We start from the raw sequence: 25,596 nt of genomic DNA, 5'->3' as shown, positions 1-25,596 counted from the left end.
AAGCGCTCACCCCTTTTTTAAGACTCGCACCCAGTAACCGCCGTTCTCATCACGCTTCGCGCCGTGGATATCGGTTTCAAAACCGGGATAGTGACGCCCTATCGAACAGAGCATCAGCAGGAAGTCGAGCACCGCCCGGCTTTGTTCGGTGATCATCTCTCCCGGCATCAACAGCGGCACGCCCGGCGGATATGGCAGGATCATGTTCGCCGAGATGCGTCCCACCAGATTTTCGAGTTCGATGGTTTCCACCTCGCCTTTCACCTGACGTTGCCAGGCCTTGTGCGGCGTCAGTTTCATCTCCGGCAAAACGTCGAATGCCTGCAGCATCAGCCGCGGCAGATCGTGCTGACGGATCAGCTTGTGGATCCCCTGAGCCAGATCCTGGATCCGCATGTTGCGATAGAAATCGGGATCTTCGGCGTACAGATCCGGCAGCATGTTTTTTACTCGCAGATTGAGATCGTAGGCGCGTTTGAACTCCATCAGTCCCCGCAGCAGCCCCATCGCACGGGTTTTATCGATCCCGATACTGAACAGGAAGAGCAGATTGTACGGTCCGGTTTTCTCCACCACCACGCCGCGTTCATCGAGGAATTTCGCCACCAGCGCAGCGGGGATCCCTTCGTCGCTCATCGTTCCCTGTTCGTCCATCCCCGGCGTCAGAATGGTGACTTTCACCGGATCGAGGAACATATGATCCGCATCAGCGTCGCGAAACCCGTGCCAGCTCTCGCCCGGCGCGACGGACCAGCACTCGGCTTCATCAATCTCTTCCGGCTGCCAGATATCAAAGAACCAGCCGTCGGCCTCATCTTTAAGCCGCTGGACCTCTTTCCGGAAATGCAGCGCGCGCTCAACCGAACGATTGATCAGGCGTTTGCCCGGATTCCCGCGGAGCATCGCCGCTGCCGTTTCAATCGAGGCCACCAGCGGATAGCTCGGCGATGTCGTGGTGTGCATCATAAAGGCTTCGTTGAAGGTCTCTTCGTCGTATTCGCCCTTAATGTGGATCAGCGAGGCCTGGGAGAACGCCGCCAGCATTTTGTGCGTCGACTGAGTTTCGAAGAACACTTTGCCCGGCACCCGCTCGCCGCTCATGCCACTTTTGCCCGCATAAATCGGGTGGAAGTTGGTGTAGGGCACCCAGGCGGAATCAAAGTGAATCGACGGCACGTCCAGCGTTTGCTTGATCCAGTTGGTGTTGTAGAGCAGGCCGTCGTAGGTCGAGTTGGTGATCACCGCATGAATCGGCCAGCTCGCGCCCGCAACCGTTGCGACTTTCTGTTCGATTGCCGCATGGGAGAATTCACGGCGCGGAATGCCGCCCAGAATCCCCAGCGCATTACGTGTCGGCGACAGCCAGAGCGGGACGACGTCGCTCATCATTAATAAGTGCGCCAATGATTTGTGGCAGTTACGGTCGATCAGCAGCGTGCTTCCGGCAGGCGCGGCATACATCCCGACAATCTTATTGGAGGTAGAGGTGCCGTTGGTCACCATATAGCTCTGCTCGGCCCCAAAGGTGCGGGCGATATACTCTTCCGCCTCCAGATGCGGACCGGTGTGATCCAGCAGCGAGCCGAGTTCCGTCACCGAGATCGAGACATCCGCTTTCAGCGTGTTGCCCCCGAAGAAATCGTAGAACAGGCAGCCGACCGGGCTTTTCTGGTACGCCGTGCCCGCCATGTGCCCCGGCGTACAGAAGGTGTATTTGCCCTCTTTTACATAGTTGAACAGCGCGCGGGTAAAGGGCGGCGTGATGTTGTCGAGATATTCATTGGTGTATTGCCCGATGCGCGTCGCAATATCATCGGCGGCCCCGAGCGCATATTCAAAGAACCAGAGCGCCATACGCATGTCGTGGGCGCTGACGTCCATCGTCGAATGGGTGTTGATAAATGCATACAGCGGCAGATATTCGTTGAGCTGATTGATATCGCTGCACAATTCCAGGTCGTACTCATCCCAGTCAAAAACGACGCCGCAAATGCGCGGGTTGTGCTCGATAACCTTCAGCAGGTCAGCGCTGTTGTGCGGCCAGATCAGCTGAAATCCGCGATCCTTTAGTGATTGTTCCAGCTCCTTGATGGGCTCGTCTTTATAAAAGACGCCATGTGGACCCATGATGGCAATGATGTTCATGGTCTACCTCCTTGAAAAACATTAGATAAGCATAGCCGAGGTAAACGGCAGGTATAAAAAAAGCCGCAACTGTGTGCGGCTTTTAAGATTTATGTGTGTCGCTTAGGCGTAACCGTAGTTCATCAGGCGCTGATAGCGACGATTGAGCAGGTCTTCTTTGCTCAACACATCGAGATCGGCCAGGTCAGCCAGCAGCTGTGCCTTGAGAGAAGCGGCCATCACTTCCGGCTTACGATGCGCGCCACCCAGTGGTTCTGGGATCACGGTATCGATCAGCTTCAGCTCTTTCAGACGTGGCGCGATGATACCCATCGCTTCCGCCGCCAGCGGCGCTTTGTCTGCGCTCTTCCACAGAATGGACGCACAGCCTTCCGGAGAGATAACGGAATAGGTGCTGTACTGCAGCATATTCACTTTATCGCCCACGCCGATAGCCAGTGCGCCACCGGAACCGCCTTCACCGATCACGGTACAAATCACCGGAACGGACAGACGAGACATTTCGCGCAGGTTGCGTGCGATAGCTTCAGACTGACCGCGCTCTTCAGCACCGACGCCCGGGTAGGCACCTGGGGTGTCGATAAAGGTCACGATCGGCATGTTAAAGCGCTCGGCCATTTCCATCAGGCGCAGGGCCTTGCGGTAACCTTCCGGCGCTGGCATACCAAAGTTACGACGGATCTTCTCTTTGGTTTCACGGCCTTTCTGATGACCAATGATCATCACCGGGCGACCATCCAGACGTGCGATACCGCCGACAATGGCTTTGTCGTCAGCATAAGCGCGATCGCCTGCCAGTTCGTCAAATTCATCAAACGCCAGGCGGACATAATCCAGGGTGTACGGGCGCTGTGGATGACGAGCCAGCTGGGCAATCTGCCATGCGCCGAGATCGGCAAAGATTTTGCGCGTCAGTTCTACGCTTTTTTCACGCAGACGATGCACTTCTTCGTCGATGTTAATATCCAGTTTTTCATCCTGACGGCTTACCGCTGTCAAAGAATCGATTTTCGCTTCCAGCTCTGCAATCGGCTGTTCGAAATCAAGGAAATTCAGACTCATAGTATTCCTGTATTAGTCAAACTCCAGTTCCACCTGCTCCGAACCAATGAGGCCACGGAGATCGTTGAGTAAACGATCGCTCGGAGAGACACGCCACGTTGCACCAAAGCGCAATCGCGCACGTGCATCCGCCCTCTGATAGTAGAGATGTACTGGAATGGTCCCCGAACGATGGGGTTCCAGAGACTGACGGAGTCGGTTTAAAAGCTGGTCATCAATTTGCCTGTCCGTCAGCGAGATAGCAAGCCCGCGAGCATATTTTTCCCGGGCTTCGTCAATATCCATCACTTCACGGGCCATCATTTTAAGCCCGCCGCTGAAGTCATCAAAGCTGACCTGTCCGCTGACGATAAGTATGCGGTCGTTTTCCAGCAAATGCTGGTATTTTTCCAGCGCTTCGGTGAATAACATCACCTCCAGCCGCCCGGAGCGGTCATCCAGCGTACAGATGCCGATGCGATTACCGCGCTTGGTGACCATAACCCGCGCAGCAATGACGAGCCCCGCCGCCGTGGTCATTTTACCACGTTCAGTCGGATGCATGTCTTTTAGCCTGTAGCCTCCGACATAGCGCTCAATTTCTTTCAGATACTGGTTGATCGGGTGACCCGTCAGGTACAACCCCAACGTTTCACGCTCCCCTTCCAGTACCGTATGTTCTGGCCACGGCTGGCAGTTGGCATAAGACTGCTCAATCTGCTCAGGCTCTTCCGCCAGCACGCCAAACATATCTGCCTGACCAATCGCTTCCGCTTTCGCGTGCTGGTCAGCCGCTTTCAGCGCGTCGCCGAGGGAATTCATCAGCGCCGCGCGGTGCGGGCCGAGGCGGTCAAACGCCCCGGACATAATCAGTTTTTCCAGCACCCGACGGTTCAGCTTTTTGGTGTCGGTACGAGCGCAAAGATCGAACAGCTCGCGGAAGTAACCGCCGTTGTTACGCGCTTCGATAATCGCTTCGATCGGGCCTTCGCCCACGCCTTTGATGGCGCCGATCCCGTAAACAATTTCACCGTCGTCATTGACGTGGAAATGGTACATCCCGGCGTTGATGTCCGGCGGCAGGATTTTCAGCCCCATGCGCCAGCACTCATCCACCAGGCCAACCACTTTTTCGGTGTTATCCATATCGGCGGTCATCACGGCCGCCATAAATTCTGCCGGATAGTGCGCTTTCAGCCACAGGGTTTGATACGAGACCAGCGCGTAGGCTGCGGAGTGCGATTTGTTAAACCCGTAACCGGCGAATTTCTCCACCAGGTCGAAGATTTTCATCGCCAGCTCGCCGTCTACGCCCCGGCTTTTCGCGCCCTCTTCAAAGGTGCCGCGCTGCTTCGCCATCTCTTCCGGCTTTTTCTTACCCATCGCACGACGCAGCATATCCGCGCCGCCCAGGGTATAGCCGGAAAGCTCCTGCGCAATCTGCATCACCTGTTCCTGGTACAGGATAATGCCGTAGGTCGGCTCCAGAACCGGCTTCAGACACTCATGCTGCCACTGAACGTCAGGGTAGGAAATCTCTTCGCGACCGTGCTTACGGTCAATAAAGTTATCTACCATCCCGGACTGCAACGGGCCCGGACGGAACAGGGCCACCAGCGCGATCATATCTTCGAAGCAGTCGGGCTGCAGACGCTTAATCAGGTCTTTCATGCCGCGGGATTCAAGCTGGAACACCGCCGTGGTTTCCGAGCGCTGCAGCATGTCGAAGCTTTTCTTGTCATCGAGCGGAATGGCGGCGATATCAATCGGCTCCAGGCCCTGTTTGGCCCGGCGCGGGTTGATCATCTTCAGCGCCCAGTCGATGATAGTGAGCGTTCGCAAACCGAGGAAGTCGAACTTCACCAGGCCCGCGTACTCCACGTCGTTCTTGTCGAACTGTGTGACCGGATGCTGGCCCGATTCGTCGCAATACAGCGGCGCAAAATCGGTAATTTTGGTCGGGGCGATCACCACACCACCGGCGTGTTTACCGGCGTTACGCGTCACACCTTCCAGCTTGCGCGCCATGTCGATCAGCGCTTTGACCTCTTCGTCCGCTTCGTAGATTTCCGGCAGCTGCGGCTCGGCTTCGAAGGCTTTCGCCAGGGTCATGCCCGGATCGGGCGGCACCAGTTTGGAGATGCGATCGACAAAACCGTACGGGTGGCCCAGCACGCGGCCCACGTCGCGGATAACCGCTTTCGCCGCCATCGTACCGAAGGTAATAATCTGCGATACCGCGTCACGACCGTACATGTCCGCGACGTGCTCAATTACCTGGTCGCGTTTCTCCATGCAGAAGTCAACGTCGAAGTCGGGCATCGAGACACGTTCCGGGTTAAGGAAACGTTCGAACAGCAGGTCGAACTCCAGCGGATCGAGGTCGGTAATTTTTAGCGCATAGGCCACAAGCGAACCCGCACCGGAACCACGGCCAGGCCCTACCGGCACGCCGTTGTCCTTCGACCACTGGATAAATTCCATTACGATCAGGAAGTAACCCGGGAACCCCATCTGGTTGATCACCTGGAGTTCGATATCCAGACGTTCATCATACGGTGGGCGTTTTTCGGCGCGTACGGCCGGATCCGGGAACAGGAATTCCAGACGCTCTTCCAGACCCTCTTTCGATTTCACCACGAGGAAATCTTCGGTGGTCATATCGCCGGTCGGGAACTGCGGCAGGAAGTATTCGCCCAGGCGAACGGTGACGTTGCAGCGACGGGCGATTTCGACGCTGTTTTCCAGCGCTTCCGGGATGTCGGCGAACAGCTCGCACATCTCGTCTTCGTTACGCATGTACTGCTGCGAAGAGTAGTTACGCGGTCGTTTCGGATCGTCGAGGGTAAAACCATCGTGGATGGCGACACGGATCTCGTGCGCATCAAAATCACCCGGTTCAAGGAAACGGACGTCATTGGTAGCCACGACAGGCAGACCGCGCTCTTCCGCAAGGGCTACCGCCGCATGCAGATAGCTCTCCTCATCAGGACGACCGGTACGGATCAACTCCAGATAGAAGCGATCCGGGAAGTGTTCTTCATAAAATGCGACGCACTGGTCGACGAGCACGCTGTTGCCACGGATCAGGCTTTTACCGACATCACCCATGCGGCCGCCAGAGATGAGCAGTAAACCCTCATTCAGCTCTGCCAGCCACTCGCGGTCGATCCATGGGCCTGCCGCGCCGTAGCCGCGCTGGTAGGCGCGGGAGATCAGCAGCGTCAGGTTTTGGTAGCCCGTGTTATTCATCGCGAGCACGGAAATTTGCGTCAGCTCATCGCCGATCAGATCGCTCTGGACGTGAAAATCTGCGCCGACAATGGGCTTAAGCCCCGAGCCATGCGCCGTTCCGTAGAACTTCACCAGACCGCAAAGGTTAGTGAAATCGGTGATCGCCAGCGCAGGCATACCAAGAGAGGCCGCCTTTTTTACCAGCGGCCCGGTCTTCGCCAGCCCATCAATCATGGAGTAGTCGCTATGCACCCGCAGGTGTACGAAACGTGGTTCAGCCATCTTCAGATTCCGCGTTACTTAATTGCTTGCGTATTGATTCAGGACACCAGTCCCAGTGCGCGTTTCACCGGACCAAAACTGCGTCGATGATGTTCAGTTGCGCCGTGTTCAGCCAGTCTTTCCAGATGGAAAGCGGTCGGATACCCCTTGTGCTGGGCAAAGCCATACTGGGGAAAAGTGACGTCCAGCGCGGCCATTTCAGCATCGCGTGTGACTTTAGCAATAATGGATGCCGCGCTGATTTCAGGCACGCGGCTGTCGCCCTTCACTACTGCCAGCGACGGCATCGGCAGTGCCGGGCAGCGGTTGCCGTCGATCAGCACATATTCCGGGACGATGTTCAGCCCGGCAACGGCGCGCTGCATCGCCAGCATGGTGGCATGCAGAATATTAAGCCGGTCGATCTCTTCAGGCTCGGCGCGGCCTAAGCTCCACGCCAGCGCTTTTTCTTTGATCTCATCGAACAACGCCAGACGGCGCTTTTCGGAAAGCTTTTTTGAGTCGTTCAGCCCAACAATCGGGCGATTAGGGTCGAGGATGACGGCGGCAGTCACCACCGCACCGACCAGCGGACCGCGTCCGACTTCGTCCACACCCGCAACAAGGTGCGTGTGAGGGTAAACAAATTCCATCATTTTGCTAACTCCAGCACCGCATCCGCCGCCTGCTCATCGGCATTACAGCGGATCTGCTGATGCAACTCCCGGAATGTGTCATGCATCTGGTGGCTGGTTTTACCGTCGGCCAGCAGCGGCAGCAACGCATCGGCTAACGCCTGCGGCTGACACTCTTCCTGCAATAACTCTTTCACCAGTTCACGACCGGCCAGCAGGTTCGGCAGCGACACATAATCCGTTTTCACCAGGCGTTTCGCCAGCCAGAAGGTGAACGGCTTCATGCGATAGCCCACCACCATCGGACACTTGGCGAGCATGCACTCCAGCGCCGCCGTGCCCGAAGCAAGCAGCGCAGCATCGCTGGCGACCATCGCCTCACGACCTTTACCATCCAGCAAGTGGATGTGCAGGTCCGGGGCCACTTCGGCCTTGATGCGCTCGAACTGCTCGCGGCGTTTCGCATTCACCAGCGGGACGACCACTTCCAGATCCGGGTAGGTCTGACGCAGGATTTGCGCCGTTTTCAGGAAATCGGCGCTGAGCATTTCCACTTCCGCACCGCGACTACCTGGCAATAGGGCCAGACAGTGGGCGTCGTGAGGGATGCCGAGAATATCGCGCGCCGCGTTTTTATCCGGATCAAGCGGCATGGCGTCTGCCATGGTATGACCGATAAAGCGGCACGGAACGTTGAATCTATCGTAAAACGCTTTTTCGAAAGGCAGAAAAGCAAGCACCAGATCGGTCGATCTGCCTATTTTGAAAACACGTTTCTGTCGCCACGCCCAGACGGACGGACTGACGTAGTGGATCGTTTTGATACCCTGCTTTTTCAGGTTCCCTTCGAGGGTAATATTGAAATCAGGAGCATCGATACCGACAAAGACATCGGGTTTGAGATCGGTAAAACGACGGGTGAGATCGGCGCGAATGTGCAGCAGACGGCGCAAACGGCCCAGCACTTCCACAATGCCCATCACCGCCAGCTCTTCCATTTCGTACCAGGCTTCGCAGCCTTCGGCCTGCATCAGCGGACCGGCGACGCCGACAAAGCGGGCGTTAGGTACGCGAGCCTTGAGTGCGCGGATAAGACCTGCACCAAGAATATCGCCGGAGGTTTCTCCGGCGACCAGGGCTATCGTTAATGGACGATTGTCGACCATTAACGAATCAGACCGCGAGTTGAGCGTTCAAAGAACTCGGTGAACGCTTTCACTTCAGGGTGCTGTTCTGCCAGCTCTGCAACTTCTGGCTTGGCCTCTTCCAGCGTTTTGCCGCTACGGTAAAGAAGTTTGTACGCGTTGCGGATCGCGGTGATCGCTTCGCGGCTAAAGCCACGACGCTTGAGACCTTCAATGTTGACGCCAAACGGCGTCGCATGGTTGCCCTGCGCAATCACATACGGTGGGACATCCTGTGCCACACCGGAGCAGCCGCCGACCATCACGTGTGCACCAATGATGCAGAACTGATGGACTGCGGTCATGCCGCCAATGATCGCGAAATCATCAACCGATACGTGTCCCGCCAGCGTTGCGTTGTTAGCGAGGATACAGCGGCTGCCTACGGTACAGTCGTGCGCGATGTGCGCATTCACCATAAAGAGGTTGTCGCTGCCCACCTTCGTCAATCCACCACCCTGTACTGTGCCACGATGAATGGTGACGCTTTCGCGAATGCGATTACGATCGCCGATTTCCACACGGGTTGGTTCGCCAGCATATTTCAGATCCTGGTTCACTTCGCCAATGGAGGCAAACTGATAGATCTCGTTGTCGCGGCCAATGGTCGTATGACCATTCACGACGACGTGAGACTTCAGTACGGTACCCTCGCCAATAGTGACGTGGGGGCCAACAATACAAAAAGGACCAATGTGGGCGTTAGCACCGATAACGGCACCCTCTTCCACAATGGCAGATGGATGAATAAAGGCGGATTTATCAATCACGTATCAGGCCTCCCGGCTACGCGCACACATCATGGTCGCTTCGCAAACAACTTTGCCGTCAACCAGCGCAACGCCTTTGAAGCGCGTCAGGCCACGGCGCGTTTTCTCAAAAGTCACTTCCATGATCATCTGATCACCAGGCACGACGGGACGCTTAAAGCGCGCTTCGTCGATACCTGCGAAGTAATACAGCTCACCTGGCTCCAGTTTACCGACGCTTTTAAACGCCAGAATACCGGTAGCCTGAGCCATCGCTTCCAGGATCAACACACCCGGGAAGATAGGTTTGCCAGGGAAGTGTCCCTGGAAGAATGGCTCATTTACAGAGACATTTTTCACTGCGCGCAGAAAACGACCTTCTTCAAAATCCAGCACACGATCTACCAGCAAAAACGGGTAGCGGTGCGGCAGAAGCTCTAAAATCTCTTCAATATGCAGAGTATGAGTGTCGGTAGTCAAAATACTCTTCCTGTCAAAATTTACTGAATAGCAATAATAACACGGCCTGCCGGTTTAGAAGAAAGCCGACAGGCCGGGAAATTTAGCGTTATAGGGATGAACCTTTAGTCTTGTTGATCGATTTTGCGCTCAATAGCTTTGAGGCGCTTGCTCATATCATCAATATTCATCACCAGAGCTGCGGTTTTACGCCACATCTTATTCGGTTGCAGCGGAATGCCGGAGGAGTAGACACCCGGTTCAGTGATAGGACGCATCACCATACCCATGCCTGTCACCGTAACCTTGTCGCATATTTCCATATGCCCGTTGATTACGCTGGCACCACCGATCATGCAGTAACGACCAATTTTCAGGCTGCCTGCCATGATTACGCCACCTGCAACTGCCGTATTGTCGCCAATCACAACGTTATGCGCAATCTGACATTGGTTATCAATGATAACACCATTGCCAATAATGGTGTCGTCGAGCGCACCGCGGTCAATGGTTGTGCATGCACCGATCTCAACGCGATCGCCGATAATCACGCGGCCGAGCTGAGGGATCTTAATCCAGTTACCCCGATCGTTAGCATAGCCGAACCCGTCCGAACCGATCACGGTACTGGACTGAATCAGGCAGTTTTCGCCAATTTCGATCTCATGGTAAACGGTGACATTGGCCCACAAACGGGAGCCAGCACCAATTTTCGTGTGTTTACCAACGAAACAGCCCGCGCCAATCACCACGTTATCACCGAGAACCACATCGGATTCGATAACGGCATTCGCGCCGATTGAAACGTTGTTACCCAGCTTAGCCGAAGGATCAATCACTGCACTGGCAGCAATGTTCTGCGCCGGCTGCGGCGTGGTATCAAGAATTTGAGCCATACGCGCGTAAGTCAGGTAGGGATTTTTCACTACCAGCGCGCTAGAGGTGGCAAACGGAAGGTCGTCCTGCGTCAGAACGACAGCAGACGCCTGGCATTGAGCCAGGTGCTCACGGTACTTCGGGCTTACCATGAACGTAATTGTGCCTGCTTTAGCAGATTGCATGGACGCAACAGCGGTGATGACGATATCGCCATCACCGTGTAATTCTGCATCCAACTGCTGAGCGAGATCAGCCAGTCGAATTGAAGGCATTACTTATTTAACCTGTTTCAGTACATCAGCAGTGATGTCTTTCACATCGCCACTGTTGAAAGCAACGGCATTTGCATCAACAACCAGATCGATGTTCTGATCGGCTGCAACTGCTTTCACAGCAGACTGGATACGGGTAACCAGTTTGCCACGTTCTTCGTTAGAACGACGCTGACGATCCTGCTCGAAAGCCTGTGCTTTCTGAGAGAAAGTCTGACGCTGTGCCATTACGTCTTTTTCCAGCTTGCTACGATCGGCAGCTTTCATGGTAGAACCATCACGCTGCAGACGCTGCATTTTGGACTGAAGGTCGTTTTCCATACCCTGCAGTTCGCCAGCACGGCCTTTGAATTCGTTTTCCAGAGTCGCGGAAACACCCGTTTTCTGGGCTACCTGCTGGAAAAGATTACCCATGTTGACGATTGCAATTTTGTCCGCTGCCTGAGCAGAAGTCACCATTGCCAAACCCAGACCTGCAGCTAATAACCACTTTTTCACAATAAACTCCTTACCATCCCATTGGTACCCGAAGGTACCGTTCTTTGCGTGGCAAGGCGATCGTCTGTGCGATCGCCGGTTGTCAGCGCTACACTGCCAACGCATTCCATTGCAGCGGATTATTACCAGGTTTTACCAATGTTAAACTGGAACTGCTCCGCTTTGTCTCCATCGTATTTCTTAAACGGCTGGGCGTAGGAGAAGACCAACGGCCCCAACGGTGACATCCATTGTAATGCGATACCCGCAGACATGCGAATGTTGCTCGGATCGCTATAATCCGGCACACCAGCGGCTTTCATCTGAGCGGTGTTCTCCCAGTTGGTATCCCACACGGTACCCGCATCCCAGAAGAACGAAGTACGCACGGAGTTCGCATACTTGTCGCTGATGAATGGCGTAGGCGTGATGAATTCCAGGCTGGCGACACCCATGGCGTTACCACCTACCGCGTCATTAGAACTACACACTTCTGACGAGGATTTTTTATCACAGTTATCTGTATCGTTACCGCCGTAGTACACCGCTTTCGGACCAATGTTATTGGACTGGAAGCCACGGACGGTGCTGGAACCACCGGCATAGAAGTTCTCATAGAATGGCAGCTCTTTGCCACCTAAGCCATCGCCGTAACCCCAACGTGTACGACCCAGAACGACCCACTTGTGATCGTCATCAATTGGGAAGTAAGACGCGGTATCCAGCGTCAGCTTATAGAACTCGTTATCAGAACCCGGAACGGTCACTTTACCGTTCAGGTTGACGCGAGAACCTTCTGTCGGGAAGAAACCACGGTCAAGACGGTTATACGTCCAGCCATAGTTAAAGGTGAAGTCATCTGCAGCGAAACCGTTGTTATCGCTGGAGGTGCTTGCCTTCTGCCCGATGGAGTCCAGATAACGCCACATCGCCACCTGCGGTTGCATATTGGACAGGTCGTTATGCACGTAACCTAAGCCAGCACGCAGGGTGTTGTATTCGTTAATCGGGAAGCCCAGCGTGCCATCAACACCATAACTTTTGTTGGTGTATGAGGACAGGTCCGCATCGTCTGCTTTAAAGTCGTTATAGAAAATACGACCGCCCAGACTCACACCGTCAACGGTGAAGTATGGGTTGGTAACAGAGAACTCGGAATAGGTCTGGTAGTCGTTCTTGGTACCGTTGATACCCACAGAATAACCCGTACCCAACCAGTTATCCTGCTGAACGCCGACCTGGAAGCTCACGCCACTTTCTGTGCCGTAGCCCACACCGAAGTTAAAGCTACCGGTGTTACGTTCTTTCACCTTGTAAACGACGTCTACCTGGTCCGGACTGCCTGATACACGCTGTGTATCCGTATCAACCGTTTCGAAGTAACCCAGACGGTTCAGACGCTCTTTACCCTGGTCAACGAGATCGCTGCCCAGCCATGCGCCTTCCATCTGGCGCATTTCGCGACGCAGTACGGAATCTTTGGAGGTATCGTTACCTTCAAAGCGAATCTTACGCACGTAGAAACGGTTGCCCGCATCGACGTTCACGTGGAGTTTCACGGTTTTATCCGTGTCATTGATTTCAGGCTGAGTCTGTACGCGCGGGTAAGCATAACCATAACGGCCGAGCAGCTTTTTAATGCCGTCTTCCATTTTGGTCACTTTCGCGCCGCTATACAGTTCGCCCGGCTGGAGCTTAGTCAGGCTCTCGATCTCAGCGGAGTGACCCGCCAGGTTTCCACTGACTTCAACACCAGAAAGCTTGTACTGATCGCCTTCAGTGATGTTAACCGTAATGTAGATCCCTTTCTTGTCCGGAGTCAGACTGACCTGAGTCGAATCAATGTTGAAACGGGCGTAACCGCGATCCAGGTAGTAGCTACGCAGGGTTTCGAGATCGCCCGCCAGTTTCTGTTTCTGGTATTTACGATCGCCGACCACGTTCCACCATGGCACTTCATCGCGCAGCTGGAAGGTAGAGATCAGCTCGTCCGTACTGAACGCGTGGTTGCCCACGATGTTGATCTGCTGGATCTTCGCAGAGACGCCTTCCTGGAAGACGAGCTTCAGGTCGACGCGGTTACGCGGCAGCGGGGTGACAACGGCTTTGACGCTCGCGCTGTATTTACCGACGCTGTAGTAGAAATCTTCCAGTCCTTTTTCGATGTCGGACAGGGTGGTGCGGTCCAGAGATTCACCGACACGAACACCAGATGCTTCAAGGTTTTGCTTGAGCATATCGTCTTTCACCGATTTGTTTCCGGAGAAAGTGATACTGGCGATCGTCGGGCGTTCTTTCACCTGAACCAGCAGCGTATCACCATCGCGCAGGACGCGAACGTCCTCAAAGTTGCCAGTGGCAAACAGTGCACGAATGGTATTACTGATATCTTCATCATTAACCGTGTCGCCCTGGCGAACTGGCATACTGAGGAGGGCCGCACCGACGGCGACACGCTGAAGACCTTCGAAATGAATATCCTTCACTACGAAACCTTCAGCACCGTATACGGTTGCGCTGCTAAACAGCAGCGACGCTATGAGCAACTTTTTCATCGCCATCGTTATTATGCATTCTTCCTAACTATCTCTCTTACAACCGAGAGAAATCATTGAAAAGCGCAAGCCCCATTAACAGCACTAGCAGTATCGAGCCAATGCGATAACTAAAGTCTTGAACTCGCTCGGATACCGGTCCACCTTTTAGCTTTTCAATCGCTAAAAACAGCAGATGCCCCCCGTCTAAAACGGGAAGCGGGAACAGGTTGATTATCCCGAGGTTCACGCTAATGAGCGCGAGAAACATGAGATAGTAAATCACCCCGAATTCCGCTGACATCCCAGCCCCTTGAGCGATAGAAATCGGCCCACTGAGGTTGTTCAGTTTTACGTCACCGGTTATCAATTTCCCCAACATGTTGACCGTCAGCTTCATCAGTTGCCATGTTTTATCCGTGGCTTCAAGGATGGCGCTGAACGGCCCATACTGGCGTATTGTCTTGTACTCATCTGGCAGCGGGATCACTTTTGGCACGACGCCCGCAAATCCTTCTGCCTTACCACCACCCGGTTTAGTATCCGGGATGAGCGTCAGAGAGAGCGGACTCCCCTGTCGTTCGATTTCTACTGCCAGCGGTGTGCCCGGATTATCGCGCACCAGAATAACAAAGGTCATCCATTGTGTTAACGGCTGACCATCGACTTTAACGATCCTGTCGCCCGCTTGCAAACCTGCTTTACTGGCTGCCGAATCTGCCTGGACTTCCGCTAACACCGGTTCAATCTGCGCACCGCGTGGGCGAATGCCTAATGCCGCAACCGGATCTTCTTTGTCAGGTTCAAAGGTCCAGTGACGCAAATCGAGCACTTTGTCCTGACGTTGACTCTGACTGGCACCAAACGGAGAAACCGTGATGGTGGTCTGGTCATCGCCAATTTTCGACACCAGTTGCAGCCTAACGGCATCCCAATCAGGGGTTTCGATACCATCGATCGCTTTAAGTTCCATGCCCGGCGCAATTTGCGCAGATGCGGCGACGGAGTTGGCGGTTATTTCACCAACAACCGGACGAACACCAGGGACACCGATGATAAACACCAGCCAGTAAGCGAAAACGGCAAAGATGAAATTCGCCACCGGACCGGCAGCTATGATGGCGGCACGCTGGCCGACAGTTTTGTTGTTGAACGCGTAGTGTCGCATTTCGGGTGCGACAGGCTCTACGCGCTCATCGAGCATTTTGACGTAGCCGCCGAGCGGGATCAGCGCAATGACAAACTCGGTACCGTGGCGGTCAGTGCGACGCCAAAGGGATTTACCGAAGCCAATCGAGAAACGTTCGACCCGCACTCCGCAGCGCCGGGCAACCCAGAAATGGCCAAATTCGTGCACAGTGATAAGCACACCAAGTGCAACAATGAACGCCGCCAGATTCCATAGGATGCTCAGCATAAAACCTTCCGTTAAATCGTGCCAAATACCAGCAGCAGCAGGCATGCAAAGACCGGTACCGCAGCCGTCAGGCTATCGATGCGATCCAGTATTCCACCATGTCCTGGGATAAGGTGGCCGCTGTCTTTGATCCCTGCTTCACGCTTGAACATACTCTCGGTCAAATCGCCAAGAACCGACGCCAGCGCAGCAAAGATAGAGCAGATCAGCAGCGTAGACGGTGCGACGTCAAGATTCGCCCATACGCCATATCCCCAGGAGATAATTGCAGCTGTAAACAGACCGCCGATGAACCCCTGCCAGGTTTTGCCAGGCGACACTTTCGGCGCCAGTTTATGTTTGCCAAACAGTTTACCAAACATATAGGCCCCGGAGTCAGCACCCCAGACGAGAATCATCACATACAGCAGCCACAGAGAGCCGCTGTAGTGGTTGTCGTCGTAGTGCCAGACGCGCAGCACGATCATACCCCAGAAAAAAGGAACAATTGTGAGCAGGCCGAAAATCAGACGCCACGTTTTAGAGTTGCGCCAGAACGCTGCCGAACCGGGATAGAAAAGCACCAGCAGCAGCGCGGCAACCCACCAGCCCAGGGAAGCCCACAGGGAACCCTCGATCAGCGGTTGATGAATATCGTGATGATATTCAGGCAACATAAACAGCATCAGCGCCAGTAACAGGCCACAGAGTACCGCCAGCCATACCCGCTGAGTGCGCGAAGTAAAGCCGCTAAGCTGCCCCCACTCCCACGCGGCGAGCATACACACCACCAGCGTGACAATGGCAAATCCCACCGGCGGCAGTAAAAACAGCGCCGCGATAACGATGGGTATTAATACAAAAGCGGAAATCAGGCGATACTTCAGCAAAAGCTACCCCCATCAGACTTTTTCGGTGCCCGGCTCCGTGCCGCCGAAGCGACGCTCACGATTGGCAAAGGCATTCAGCGCACCTTCAAAGTCTTGTTCATCAAAATCGGGCCAAAGAACATCCGTAAAGTAAAGTTCGGCATAGGCAATTTGCCAAAGCAAAAAGTTACTGATTCGATGTTCTCCCCCTGTCCTAATAACCAAATCCACAGGTGCCAGTTCGTTCATGCAGATTTGCTGACCCAGCGCCTCTTCATCAATTTGGTCGGGTGTTAACAGCCCTTCCTGAACCTGTTCGGCCAAATGCCGAACACCCTGTATAATGTCCCAACGTCCGCCGTAATTCGCCGCGATATTGAGCGTCAGACCGGTATTATTTTCGGTCACCGCTTCCGCTTTACGAATGCGTTCCTGCAGACGTGAGTTGAAACGACTGGTATCGCCGATAATGCGCAGGCGAACGTTGTGGCGGTGCAGGCTTTTTACTTCGCTGTCGAGCGCCCACACAAACAATTCCATCAACGCCGTCACTTCCTGCGGCGGCCGATTCCAGTTTTCACTGCTGAAAGCATAGAGCGTTAACGCATCAATGCCGTTATTGGCGGCAAAAGAAACGGCGCGGCGAACAGACTTCGCCCCAGCTTTATGCCCAAAGGCTCGTATCTTCCCTTGTCTTTTCGCCCAGCGGCCGTTGCCATCCATGATGATTGCTACATGGCGACAGCCATGAGCTGGCAAGTTTTCGCTTATTGGTTGATTCGCAGACAACATAACGCGTTTTTAGTCCCTGAAAGGATTTAACGGTACTCAGGAATACTGAAGCCTTTCCACAAAAAAGCCGTGTAAACCACGGCTTACCTGACCGCTCAACGTCTAATACCCGCAATCAGGTGGCGCAGACTATATCACTGAAGCCCAACGCTAACAAATAGCACGACCTGTAGCAGGTGGATTATCACCTGCTTGCGAGGCGCGTCACTTGTTCGCGTGCAACGATGCGCGCTGCAGCATCAACTGCCAGCACTTCTTCCACGCTCTGCGGTTCACGCAGATCCATCGCTTCAAGTACCGACAGATTAAGTGCCGCGATATCCGTAAAGCGGATGTGCTGATTCAAAAATGCCTCAACGGTAATTTCGTTTGCGGCATTGAGCGCCGTCGTTGCGGCTTGCCCCTGATCGAAGGCGTTCATCGCCAGTTTCAGACAAGGGTAACGATCATAGTCAGGTTCGCTGAAAGTCAGTGAGCTGATTTTGCAAAAATCGAGCGGCTTTGCCCCGGAGATCACACGGTTAGGCCACGCCATCGAATGGGCGATTGGCGTGCGCATATCCGGTTCGCCCAGTTGCGCCAGCACGCTGCCGTCCTGATATCGCACCATGGAATGAATCACCGACTGCGGGTGGATCAGCACTTCCATCTGTTTCGCTGACGCATTAAATAACCAGCGAGCTTCAATGTATTCCAGACCTTTGTTCATCATAGTGGCGGAATCGACGGAGATTTTACGTCCCATCGACCAGTTCGGATGCCGACAGGCCTGATCGGGCGTCATCGAGGCCAGTTCAGACAGCGGCGTTTCACGGAATGGGCCACCAGACCCCGTAAGCAGAATCGATACTACGCCATTCTGCTCAAGGGAAGCGTACCCCAGGTCCTGTTGAAAAGGTTGCGGTAAACTCTGAAAAATCGCGTTATGTTCGCTATCTACCGGCAAAAGGCGCGCACCTCGCGCTTTCACCGCGTCCATAAACAGACGTCCGCAGGTCACCAGCGACTCTTTGTTGGCCAGCAGTACGGTCTTACCGGCATCAATGGCCGCAAGGGTTGGCAGTAGACCGGCAGCACCAACGATAGCCGCCATCACCAGGTCCACTTCGCTTAACGCGGCCATGTCACAGGCGGCCTGCTGTCCGCTCAGAACTTTCGTACGGCTGCCATTCTCTGCCAGCAATGTTTTGACCTGGCGAGCACTTTCCTCGTCATCCATCACCGCATAGCGGGGAGTAAACTCGAGACATTGCTCAACCATGCGCTGCACGTTCTTTCCGGCCACAAGGGCAGTAACCGTGTACTGTTCAGGGTTATGACGAACAACGTCGAGAGTGCTGCAACCGATAGAGCCGGTCGAGCCGAGGAGAGTTAAATGCTTCATGAGATGCCCGGAAGAAAGTTAGACCATATAAAAGCAAAACGCCGCCAGCAAAGTCACAGGACTTTCTGAACGGCGTTTTATCAGATGACGTCAGAAATCAGAACTGCATCAGTTCCGCTTCTTTATCTGCCAGCGCCGCGTCAACTTTCTTGATCGCTGCGTCAGTCATTTTCTGCACGTCGTCCTGGGAGCGACGATCGTCGTCTTCGCTGATTTCTTTCTCTTTCAGCAGCGCTTTCACTTTGTCGTTCGCATCACGACGCACGTTACGCACAGCAACGCGAGCGCCTTCAGCTTCACCACGCACCACTTTGATCAGCTCTTTACGACGCTCTTCCGTCAGCGGAGGCAGTGGAACGCGGATGTCAGTGCCCGCAGAGCTTGGGTTCAGACCCAGGTCAGAAGCCATGATCGCTTTTTCTACAGCCGGGCCCAATGAACGATCGAAAACGTTGATTTTCAGGGTACGGGTGTCTTCTACCGTTACGCTCGCCAGCTGACGCAGCGGAGTTGGCGTACCGTAGTATTCCACTACAATGCCATCCAGCAGGCTTGGGGAAGCACGACCAGTACGCACTTTGCTGATTTGGTTTTTGAACGCTTCTACGCATTTTTCCATGCGTGTTTCAGCATCTTTTCTGATGTCGTTAATCACGTTACGAATCCTTGAACACTAGTCTCAGGCAGACTATCCGCCAGCACAGCCGCTATGGGTGTGCTAAGTATAGTCGCGTTTAATTCATGACAACGCCAAAGGCGCGTCCAGGTAACAAACCCACTACAAAAGTAATGCGGAATCTTACCTGTATTTGTCGTCAACGGAAATTATTCCGTGATTAAAGTGCCTTCTTTTTCGCCCATCACTACGCGACGCAGTGCACCAGGCTTATTCATGTTGAAAACACGAATCGGTAATTTGTGGTCACGAGCCAGCGTGAAGGCGGCAAGATCCATCACTTTCAGCTCTTTATCCAGCACTTCGTTGTAGCTCAGCTGATCGTACATCGTGGCGGTAGGATCGGATGCCGGATCGGCAGTAAACACGCCGTCAACTTTGGTCGCTTTCAGCACCACGTCAGCTTCGATTTCGATCCCGCGCAGGCAGGCAGCGGAGTCGGTGGTAAAGAACGGGTTACCGGTACCGGCGGAGAGGATCACCACGCGGTTATTGCGCAGCAGGCTGATCGCCTCTGCCCAGCTGTAGTTATCACACACGCCATTCAGGGGAATAGCGGACATCAGGCGGGCGTTCACATAGGCACGGTGAAGCGCATCACGCATCGCCAGGCCATTCATCACGGTTGCCAGCATACCCATGTGGTCGCCCACAACGCGGTTCATACCCGCTTTCGCCAGACCAGCGCCACGGAAAAGGTTGCCGCCGCCAATAACTACGCCAACCTGGATACCCAGTTCAACCAGTTCTTTGATTTCCTGTGCCATGCGGTCGAGAATGCTTGCGTCAATACCGAAGCCTTCCGTTCCCTGCAGTGCTTCGCCACTCAGCTTAAGCAGAATGCGTTTGTACACGGGTTTTGCATTGGTAGCCATGTTTCTTTCCTGAGACTGTCAACGATTAAGATGGGGGTTAATTCTGGCGACATTGTATGTCGCATATCAGCACAGAAACTAGCGGAGTCTGTCTGATTTACACACGAGGGGCAAAAAGAAGCCGCCCTCAGGCGGCTCCTTCGCAATCATTAAGACTGCTTGGACATTGCAGCAACTTCTGCTGCGAAGTCAGTTTCAACTTTCTCGATGCCTTCGCCCACTTCGAAGCGGATGAAGCCAGTCACGTCAGCGTTGTGCTCTTTCAGCAGCTGAGCAACAGACTTGCTTGGATCCATAACGAAAGGCTGGCCAGTCAGAGAAACTTCGCCGGTGAATTTCTTCATGCGGCCTTCAACCATTTTCTCTGCGATTTCTTTCGGCTTGCCAGACTGCATAGCGATGTCCAGCTGAACCTGGTACTCTTTTTCTACCACTTCAGCAGACACGTCTTCTGGTTTAACGAATTCTGGTTTGCTTGCAGCGATGTGCATAGCCAGCTGTTTAACCAGCTCTTCGTCAGCGCCTTTAGCAGCAACCAGTACACCGATACGAGCGCCGTGCTGGTATGAACCCAGAACTTCGCCTTCCAGTGCAGCAACACGACGGATGTTGATGTTCTCACCGATTTTAGCAACCAGAGCAACACGTTCTTCTTCGAACTGTGCTTTCAGAACGTCAACGTCAGTGATTTTGCCAGCAACAGCTGCGTCCAGTACTTTGTTAGCGAAAGCCTGGAAACCGCCGTCTTTAGCCACGAAGTCAGTCTGGCAGTTAACTTCCAGAATGATGCCGTAGGTGCCGTCGATTTTGGTGATGATCACGCCGTCAGCTGCAACGTTACCTGCTTTTTTCGCCGCTTTGATTGCGCCGGATTTACGCATGTTTTCGATTGCCAGCTCGATGTCGCCGTTCGCTTCAGTCAGCGCTTTTTTGCAATCCATCATGCCTGCGCCAGTACGCTCGCGCAGCTCTTTTACCAGGGATGCGGTAATTTCAGCCATTCTTTAATCCTCGGGAGAGATGTCCTGCCCGGCTTAAGAAACCAGACAGTCTTAAAAGTGAAAAAGGGGCCAGATAGAGGCCCCTATTTATACACGGTACTAAATAAGGGAGGACCTTATTATTCAGCTTCTACGAAGCTTTCTTCCGCCTGAGAAGCCAGATCCTGGGAACGGCCTTCACGAACGGTAGCTGCAACAGCGCTCAGGTACAGTGTAACTGCACGGATTGCATCGTCGTTACCCGGGATAACGAAGTCAACACCGTCCGGATCGGAGTTGGTATCAACGATAGAGAATACCGGGATACCCAGGTTGTTCGCTTCTTTGATAGCGATGTGCTCGTGATCAGCGTCGATAACGAACAGAGCGTCTGGCAGACCGCCCATGTCTTTGATGCCGCCCAGGCTGTTTTCCAGCTTGTCCAGCTCACGAGTACGCATCAGCGCTTCTTTCTTGGTCAGCTTATCGAAAGTACCGTCCTGAGACTGGGTTTCCAGATCTTTCAGGCGCTTGATGGACTGACGAACAGTTTTCCAGTTGGTCAGCATGCCGCCCAACCAGCGATGGTTCACGAAGAACTGATCGCAGCTGTTTGCAGCTTCTTTCACAGCTTCGCTTGCAGCGCGTTTAGTACCAACAAACAGAATCTTACCTTTACGGGAAGAGATCTTGCTCAGCTCAGCCAGGGCTTCGTTGAACATTGGTACAGTTTTCTCAAGGTTGATGATGTGAACTTTGTTACGCGCGCCGAAGATGAAAGGCTTCATTTTCGGGTTCCAGTAACGGGTCTGGTGACCGAAGTGAACACCAGCCTTGAGCATGTCGCGCATGGAAACAGTTGCCATGTTTAAAACCTCTATTTAAATGTTGGGGTTATGCCTCCACGTATCCCATATTACCGACCCCGAAGGGCACCCCGGAATATGTGCCGATACGTGTGTGTTATTTACACAATGTGAGAGTTGTCGCTTCTGGTCCATCTTGTGTATGACAAATGGATCGGAAGTCCGGCGCGCTTTATACCACAAAACGCCACCATAAACCAACAGTTGTTGGCGGTGTGTGCTGTTAATGATTCTCAATTTGGCAGGCAACGCTCCAGACTGGTACCATTGACAACACTTAGACTAGTATTGTCGAAAAAATCGACACCGATGGACAGATTACATGGCTATCTCTATTAAGACCCCTGAAGAAATTGAAAAGATGCGCGTCGCCGGTCGTCTGGCCGCTGAAGTGCTGGAAATGATCGAGCCGTACATCAAACCGGGCGTCAGCACCGGCGAGCTGGATCGCATTTGTAACGACTATATTGTCAACGAGCAGCACGCGGTCTCCGCCTGCCTCGGCTACCACGGTTTCCCGAAATCCGTCTGCATCTCTATTAATGAAGTGGTGTGTCACGGTATTCCGGACGACGAGAAACTGCTGAAAGATGGCGATATCGTCAACATCGACGTGACCGTCATCAAAGACGAGTATCACGGCGATACCTCCAAAATGTTTATCGTCGGCAAACCGACCATCCTCGGCGAGCGCCTGTGCCGCATCACCCAGGAGAGCCTCTACCTGGCGCTGAAAATGGTGAAGCCGGGCATCCGTCTGCGTACCATTGGTGCCGCGATCCAGAAATTCGTCGAAGCGGAAGGTTTCTCCGTGGTGCGCGAATACTGTGGGCACGGCATTGGTCGCGTCTTCCACGAAGAGCCGCAGGTTCTGCACTACGATGCGGATGACGGCGGCGTGGTGCTGCAGAAAGGTATGACCTTCACCATCGAACCGATGGTGAACTCCGGCGACTACCGCATCCGCACCATGAAAGATGGCTGGACGGTAAAAACCAAAGACAGAAGCTTGTCTGCGCAGTACGAGCATACTATTGTGGTAACAGACAACGGCTGCGAAATTATGACGTTGCGAAAGGATGACACCATCCCGGCGATACTCTCGCACAACGAATAATAAGAAGCCGGCAAATGCCGGCTTTTTTAATGGCTATAGCTTTTACTTATGGGTGGCGCACGAGATGAGTAACCTTTTACCTGAACAGTATCCGAACACAGCTCTGCCCACCCTGCCCGACCAGCCGGACAACCCCGGCGTCTGGCCGCAGCGCGATCTCACGGTGGCGGATATCAAAGCGCATATCGACGTTTTTCAGCGCTGGCTGGGGAAAGCCTTTGACGAAGGCATTTCGGCGGAAGAGCTCATCGAAGCGCGCACCGAATTTATCGATCAGCTGCTGCAACGTCTGTGGATCGATTACGGTTTCGGCCAGATCAGCGACGTCGCGCTGGTCGCCGTCGGCGGATACGGACGCGGCGAACTGCACCCGCTCTCCGATATCGATCTGCTGGTACTGAGCCGCAAAAAACTGCCCGACGAGCACGCACAAAAAATTGGTGAGCTGCTGACGCTTCTGTGGGATGTGAAGCTTGAAGTCGGCCACAGCGTGCGCACTCTCGAAGAGTGCCTGCTGGAAGGGCTGTCGGATCTCACCGTCGCCACCAACCTGATCGAAACACGCCTGCTGATCGGCGACGTCGCCCTGTTCCTCGAGCTGCAAAAACACATTTTCAGCGACGGCTTCTGGCCTTCGGAGCGTTTCTTCGCCGCCAAGGTTGAAGAGCAAAACATCCGCCACCAGCGCTATCACGGCACCAGCTACAACCTCGAACCCGATATCAAAAGCAGCCCCGGCGGCCTGCGGGATATTCACACGTTGCAGTGGGTCGCGCGCCGCCATTTTGGCGCCACCTCGCTGGATGAGATGGTCGGTTTTGGCTTTTTGACCGAGGCCGAGCGCAACGAGCTCAACGAATGCCTGCATCTGCTGTGGCGCATCCGCTTCGCCCTGCATCTGGAAGTGACCCGCTACGACAACCGCCTGCTGTTCGACCGTCAGCTCAGCGTCGCCCAGCGCCTGAACTACAGCGGCGAAGGCAACGAGCCGGTCGAGCAGATGATGAAGGATTTCTTCCGCGTCACCCGCCGTGTCTCAGAGCTTAACCAGATGTTGTTGCAGCTGTTCGACGAAGCGATCCTGGCGCTGACCACTGATGAAAAACCGCGCCCGATCGATGACGAATTCCAGCTGCGCGGCACCCTGATCGATCTGCGCGACGAAACGCTGTTTATCCGCGAGCCGGAAGCGATCCTGCGGATGTTCTACACCATGGTGCGCAACAGCACGATCACCGGGATCTACTCCACCACGTTGCGCCATCTGCGCCACGCGCGTCGCCATCTGACGCAGCCCCTGTGCTATATACCGGAAGCGCGCTCGCTATTCCTGAGCATGTTGCGCCACCCCGGCGCGGTCAGCCGCGGTCTGCTGCCGATGCACCGTCACAGCGTGCTCTGGGCCTACATGCCCCAGTGGTCGCACATCGTCGGCCAGATGCAGTTTGACCTGTTCCACGCCTACACGGTGGATGAACACACCATTCGCGTGATGCTGAAGCTGGAAAGTTTTGCCAAAGAAGAGACGCGTTCAAAGCACCCGCTGTGCGTTGAGCTCTGGCCGCGCCTGAGCCACCCGGAACTGATTCTGATCGCCGCGCTGTTCCACGATATCGCAAAAGGGCGCGGGGGCGACCATTCGGTGCTCGGTGCCCAGGACGTGCTGAAATTCGCCGAACTCCACGGCCTGAACTCCCGCGAAACCCAACTCGTCGCCTGGCTGGTGCGCCATCATCTGCTGATGTCCGTCACCGCACAGCGTCGCGATATTCAGGACCCGGAAGTGATCAAGCAATTCGCCGAAATCGTACAAACCGAAAACCGTCTGCGTTTTCTGGTCTGCCTGACGGTGGCGGATATCTGCGCCACCAACGAAACCCTGTGGAACAGCTGGAAGCAGAGCCTGTTGCGCGAGCTCTATTTCGCCACCGAAAAACAGCTGCGCCGCGGGATGCAAAACACGCCGGATATGCGCGAGCGCGTGCGCCACCACCAGCTTCAGGCGCTGGCGCTGCTGCGGATGGATAACATTGATGAGGAAGCGCTGCACCAGATCTGGACGCGCTGTCGGGCCAACTATTTCGTGCGTCACAGCCCAAATCAGCTCGCCTGGCACGCACGGCACCTGCTGAAGCACGATCTGAAAAAACCGCTGATCCTGCTGAGCCCGCAGGCCACGCGCGGCGGCACGGAAATCTTTATCTGGAGCCCGGATCGGGCCTATCTGTTTGCCGCCGTCTGCGCCGAACTCGACCGGCGCAACCTGAGCGTTCACGACGCGCAGATCTTTACCACCCGCGACGGCATGGCGATGGATACCTTTATCGTGCTTGAGCCGGACGGCAGCCCGCTCTCGTCCGATCGTCACGAAGGCATTCGTTTTGGTCTGGAACAGGCGATTACCCAGCACAGCTGGCAGCCGCCGCAGCCGCGTCGCCAGCCGGCGAAATTGCGCCACTTTACCGTCGATACGGAGGTCAATTTCCTGCCGACGCACACGGACCGCAAATCGTTCCTCGAGCTGATTGCTTTGGACCAGCCGGGCCTGCTGGCGCGGGTCGGCCAGGTTTTTGCGGATCTGGGAATTTCGCTGCACGGGGCCAGAATTACAACCATTGGCGAGCGAGTAGAAGATTTATTCATAATCGCCACCGCCGACCGGCGTGCCCTTAATAATGAGCTGCAACTTGAAGTGCAACAACGGTTGACAGCAGCCCTCAATCCAAACGATAAAGGGTGACGTGTTTTTTAGTGAAATGGAAAGAGTAAAA

At 54.5% G+C, this 25,596-nt stretch carries 20 protein-coding genes; 2 read left to right on the top strand and 18 right to left on the bottom strand.

Going from position 1 to position 25,596, the window contains the following annotated elements; translation table 11 throughout:
• Nucleotides 1-6: 6 nt before the first annotated feature.
• The 18 genes from U9O48_RS04255 to rpsB form a co-directional block, all read right to left on the bottom strand.
• Complete coding sequence (locus tag U9O48_RS04255; protein ID WP_324723599.1) at nt 7-2,145, bottom strand: lysine decarboxylase LdcC; 2,139 nt, start codon at nt 2,143-2,145, stop codon at nt 7-9.
• A gap of 102 nt (nt 2,146-2,247) precedes the next feature.
• Nucleotides 2,248-3,207 carry an acetyl-CoA carboxylase carboxyl transferase subunit alpha gene (gene accA, locus U9O48_RS04250; protein WP_095280853.1) on the bottom strand — a complete coding sequence of 320 codons (960 nt, stop codon included), beginning with the start codon at nt 3,205-3,207 and terminating at the stop codon, nt 2,248-2,250.
• Between the two features lie 12 nt (nt 3,208-3,219).
• Entirely contained in the window at nt 3,220-6,702 is a 3,483-nt protein-coding gene (dnaE, locus tag U9O48_RS04245) for a DNA polymerase III subunit alpha (RefSeq protein ID WP_285145958.1), read from the bottom strand.
• A 38-nt stretch (nt 6,703-6,740) separates the two neighbouring features.
• Nucleotides 6,741-7,337, bottom strand: coding sequence for a ribonuclease HII (gene rnhB, locus U9O48_RS04240; protein ID WP_285145959.1), 597 nt, complete (start codon nt 7,335-7,337; stop codon nt 6,741-6,743).
• The gene (lpxB, locus tag U9O48_RS04235; protein WP_324723594.1) at nt 7,334-8,482 is read right to left on the bottom strand and encodes a lipid-A-disaccharide synthase; all 1,149 of its coding nucleotides are present in this window, start codon (nt 8,480-8,482) and stop codon (nt 7,334-7,336) included. The genes rnhB and lpxB overlap by 4 nt, the downstream gene beginning before the upstream one ends.
• Complete coding sequence (lpxA, locus tag U9O48_RS04230) at nt 8,482-9,270, bottom strand: acyl-ACP--UDP-N-acetylglucosamine O-acyltransferase (protein ID WP_282491715.1); 789 nt, start codon at nt 9,268-9,270, stop codon at nt 8,482-8,484. Before lpxA ends, lpxB begins: the two co-directional genes overlap by 1 nt.
• Nucleotides 9,271-9,273: 3 nt before the next feature.
• Nucleotides 9,274-9,729: a 3-hydroxyacyl-ACP dehydratase FabZ gene (gene fabZ / locus U9O48_RS04225; protein WP_007373234.1), complete on the bottom strand. Its 456-nt coding sequence runs from the start codon at nt 9,727-9,729 to the stop codon at nt 9,274-9,276.
• Between the two features lie 104 nt (nt 9,730-9,833).
• A complete protein-coding gene (gene lpxD, locus U9O48_RS04220; RefSeq protein WP_282491714.1) occupies nt 9,834-10,859 on the bottom strand; it encodes a UDP-3-O-(3-hydroxymyristoyl)glucosamine N-acyltransferase in 1,026 nt (341 codons plus the stop codon).
• A gap of 3 nt (nt 10,860-10,862) precedes the next feature.
• Nucleotides 10,863-11,357, bottom strand: coding sequence for a molecular chaperone Skp (gene skp, locus U9O48_RS04215; RefSeq protein WP_282491713.1), 495 nt, complete (start codon nt 11,355-11,357; stop codon nt 10,863-10,865).
• A gap of 122 nt (nt 11,358-11,479) precedes the next feature.
• Nucleotides 11,480-13,897, bottom strand: coding sequence for an outer membrane protein assembly factor BamA (bamA, locus tag U9O48_RS04210; protein ID WP_282491712.1), 2,418 nt, complete (start codon nt 13,895-13,897; stop codon nt 11,480-11,482).
• Between the two features lie 31 nt (nt 13,898-13,928).
• Nucleotides 13,929-15,287 (bottom strand): sigma E protease regulator RseP, encoded by a 1,359-nt coding sequence (gene rseP, locus U9O48_RS04205; RefSeq protein ID WP_282491711.1) that lies wholly within the window; start codon nt 15,285-15,287, stop codon nt 13,929-13,931.
• Nucleotides 15,288-15,298: 11 nt separating this feature from the next.
• Nucleotides 15,299-16,156 carry a phosphatidate cytidylyltransferase gene (gene cdsA, locus U9O48_RS04200; protein WP_282491710.1) on the bottom strand — a complete coding sequence of 286 codons (858 nt, stop codon included), beginning with the start codon at nt 16,154-16,156 and terminating at the stop codon, nt 15,299-15,301.
• 12 nt (nt 16,157-16,168) lie between these two features.
• Nucleotides 16,169-16,927 (bottom strand): (2E,6E)-farnesyl-diphosphate-specific ditrans,polycis-undecaprenyl-diphosphate synthase, encoded by a 759-nt coding sequence (gene ispU / locus U9O48_RS04195; protein WP_282491709.1) that lies wholly within the window; start codon nt 16,925-16,927, stop codon nt 16,169-16,171.
• Between the two features lie 184 nt (nt 16,928-17,111).
• Nucleotides 17,112-18,311, bottom strand: a complete 1,200-nt coding sequence (gene ispC / locus U9O48_RS04190) for a 1-deoxy-D-xylulose-5-phosphate reductoisomerase (protein ID WP_285150686.1) — start codon at nt 18,309-18,311, stop codon at nt 17,112-17,114.
• Between the two features lie 97 nt (nt 18,312-18,408).
• Entirely contained in the window at nt 18,409-18,966 is a 558-nt protein-coding gene (gene frr / locus U9O48_RS04185) for a ribosome recycling factor (protein WP_095280841.1), read from the bottom strand.
• Between the two features lie 170 nt (nt 18,967-19,136).
• Nucleotides 19,137-19,862 carry a UMP kinase gene (gene pyrH, locus U9O48_RS04180; RefSeq protein ID WP_324723588.1) on the bottom strand — a complete coding sequence of 242 codons (726 nt, stop codon included), beginning with the start codon at nt 19,860-19,862 and terminating at the stop codon, nt 19,137-19,139.
• Between the two features lie 149 nt (nt 19,863-20,011).
• The gene (gene tsf, locus U9O48_RS04175; RefSeq protein ID WP_282491707.1) at nt 20,012-20,863 is read right to left on the bottom strand and encodes a translation elongation factor Ts; all 852 of its coding nucleotides are present in this window, start codon (nt 20,861-20,863) and stop codon (nt 20,012-20,014) included.
• A gap of 119 nt (nt 20,864-20,982) precedes the next feature.
• On the bottom strand, nt 20,983-21,708 hold the full coding sequence (rpsB, locus tag U9O48_RS04170; protein ID WP_282491706.1) for a 30S ribosomal protein S2: 726 nt from the start codon (nt 21,706-21,708) through the stop codon (nt 20,983-20,985).
• Between the two features lie 322 nt (nt 21,709-22,030).
• On the opposite strand from rpsB, the gene map reads away from it, so the two are divergent.
• Together map and glnD are read left to right on the top strand one after the other, a co-directional pair.
• Nucleotides 22,031-22,825 carry a type I methionyl aminopeptidase gene (gene map / locus U9O48_RS04165; protein ID WP_102104629.1) on the top strand — a complete coding sequence of 265 codons (795 nt, stop codon included), beginning with the start codon at nt 22,031-22,033 and terminating at the stop codon, nt 22,823-22,825.
• Nucleotides 22,826-22,889: 64 nt separating this feature from the next.
• On the top strand, nt 22,890-25,565 hold the full coding sequence (gene glnD, locus U9O48_RS04160; protein ID WP_282491705.1) for a bifunctional uridylyltransferase/uridylyl-removing protein GlnD: 2,676 nt from the start codon (nt 22,890-22,892) through the stop codon (nt 25,563-25,565).
• Nucleotides 25,566-25,596: the final 31 nt, after the last annotated feature.

Source organism: Lelliottia sp. JS-SCA-14 (genome assembly GCF_035593345.1).
In the GTDB taxonomy this organism is placed as follows: domain Bacteria; phylum Pseudomonadota; class Gammaproteobacteria; order Enterobacterales; family Enterobacteriaceae; genus Enterobacter; species Enterobacter wanjuensis.
This window is presented reverse-complemented; position numbering and strand designations above follow the sequence as displayed.

What these genes read in the sequence shown, in the direction of transcription:
- U9O48_RS04255 (WP_324723599.1), bottom strand. Translation starts at nt 2,145, where the DNA reads ATGAACATCATTGCCATCATGGGTCCACATGGCGTCTTTTATAAAGAC.
- accA (WP_095280853.1), bottom strand. Translation starts at nt 3,207, where the DNA reads ATGAGTCTGAATTTCCTTGATTTCGAACAGCCGATTGCAGAGCTGGAA.
- dnaE (WP_285145958.1), bottom strand. Translation starts at nt 6,702, where the DNA reads ATGGCTGAACCACGTTTCGTACACCTGCGGGTGCATAGCGACTACTCC.
- rnhB (WP_285145959.1), bottom strand. Translation starts at nt 7,337, where the DNA reads ATGATGGAATTTGTTTACCCTCACACGCACCTTGTTGCGGGTGTGGAC.
- lpxB (WP_324723594.1), bottom strand. Translation starts at nt 8,482, where the DNA reads ATGGTCGACAATCGTCCATTAACGATAGCCCTGGTCGCCGGAGAAACC.
- lpxD (WP_282491714.1), bottom strand. Translation starts at nt 10,859, where the DNA reads ATGCCTTCAATTCGACTGGCTGATCTCGCTCAGCAGTTGGATGCAGAA.
- bamA (WP_282491712.1), bottom strand. Translation starts at nt 13,897, where the DNA reads ATGGCGATGAAAAAGTTGCTCATAGCGTCGCTGCTGTTTAGCAGCGCA.
- rseP (WP_282491711.1), bottom strand. Translation starts at nt 15,287, where the DNA reads ATGCTGAGCATCCTATGGAATCTGGCGGCGTTCATTGTTGCACTTGGT.
- ispU (WP_282491709.1), bottom strand. Translation starts at nt 16,927, where the DNA reads ATGTTGTCTGCGAATCAACCAATAAGCGAAAACTTGCCAGCTCATGGC.
- ispC (WP_285150686.1), bottom strand. Translation starts at nt 18,311, where the DNA reads ATGAAGCATTTAACTCTCCTCGGCTCGACCGGCTCTATCGGTTGCAGC.
- pyrH (WP_324723588.1), bottom strand. Translation starts at nt 19,862, where the DNA reads ATGGCTACCAATGCAAAACCCGTGTACAAACGCATTCTGCTTAAGCTG.
- tsf (WP_282491707.1), bottom strand. Translation starts at nt 20,863, where the DNA reads ATGGCTGAAATTACCGCATCCCTGGTAAAAGAGCTGCGCGAGCGTACT.
- rpsB (WP_282491706.1), bottom strand. Translation starts at nt 21,708, where the DNA reads ATGGCAACTGTTTCCATGCGCGACATGCTCAAGGCTGGTGTTCACTTC.
- map (WP_102104629.1), top strand. Translation starts at nt 22,031, where the DNA reads ATGGCTATCTCTATTAAGACCCCTGAAGAAATTGAAAAGATGCGCGTC.
- glnD (WP_282491705.1), top strand. Translation starts at nt 22,890, where the DNA reads ATGAGTAACCTTTTACCTGAACAGTATCCGAACACAGCTCTGCCCACC.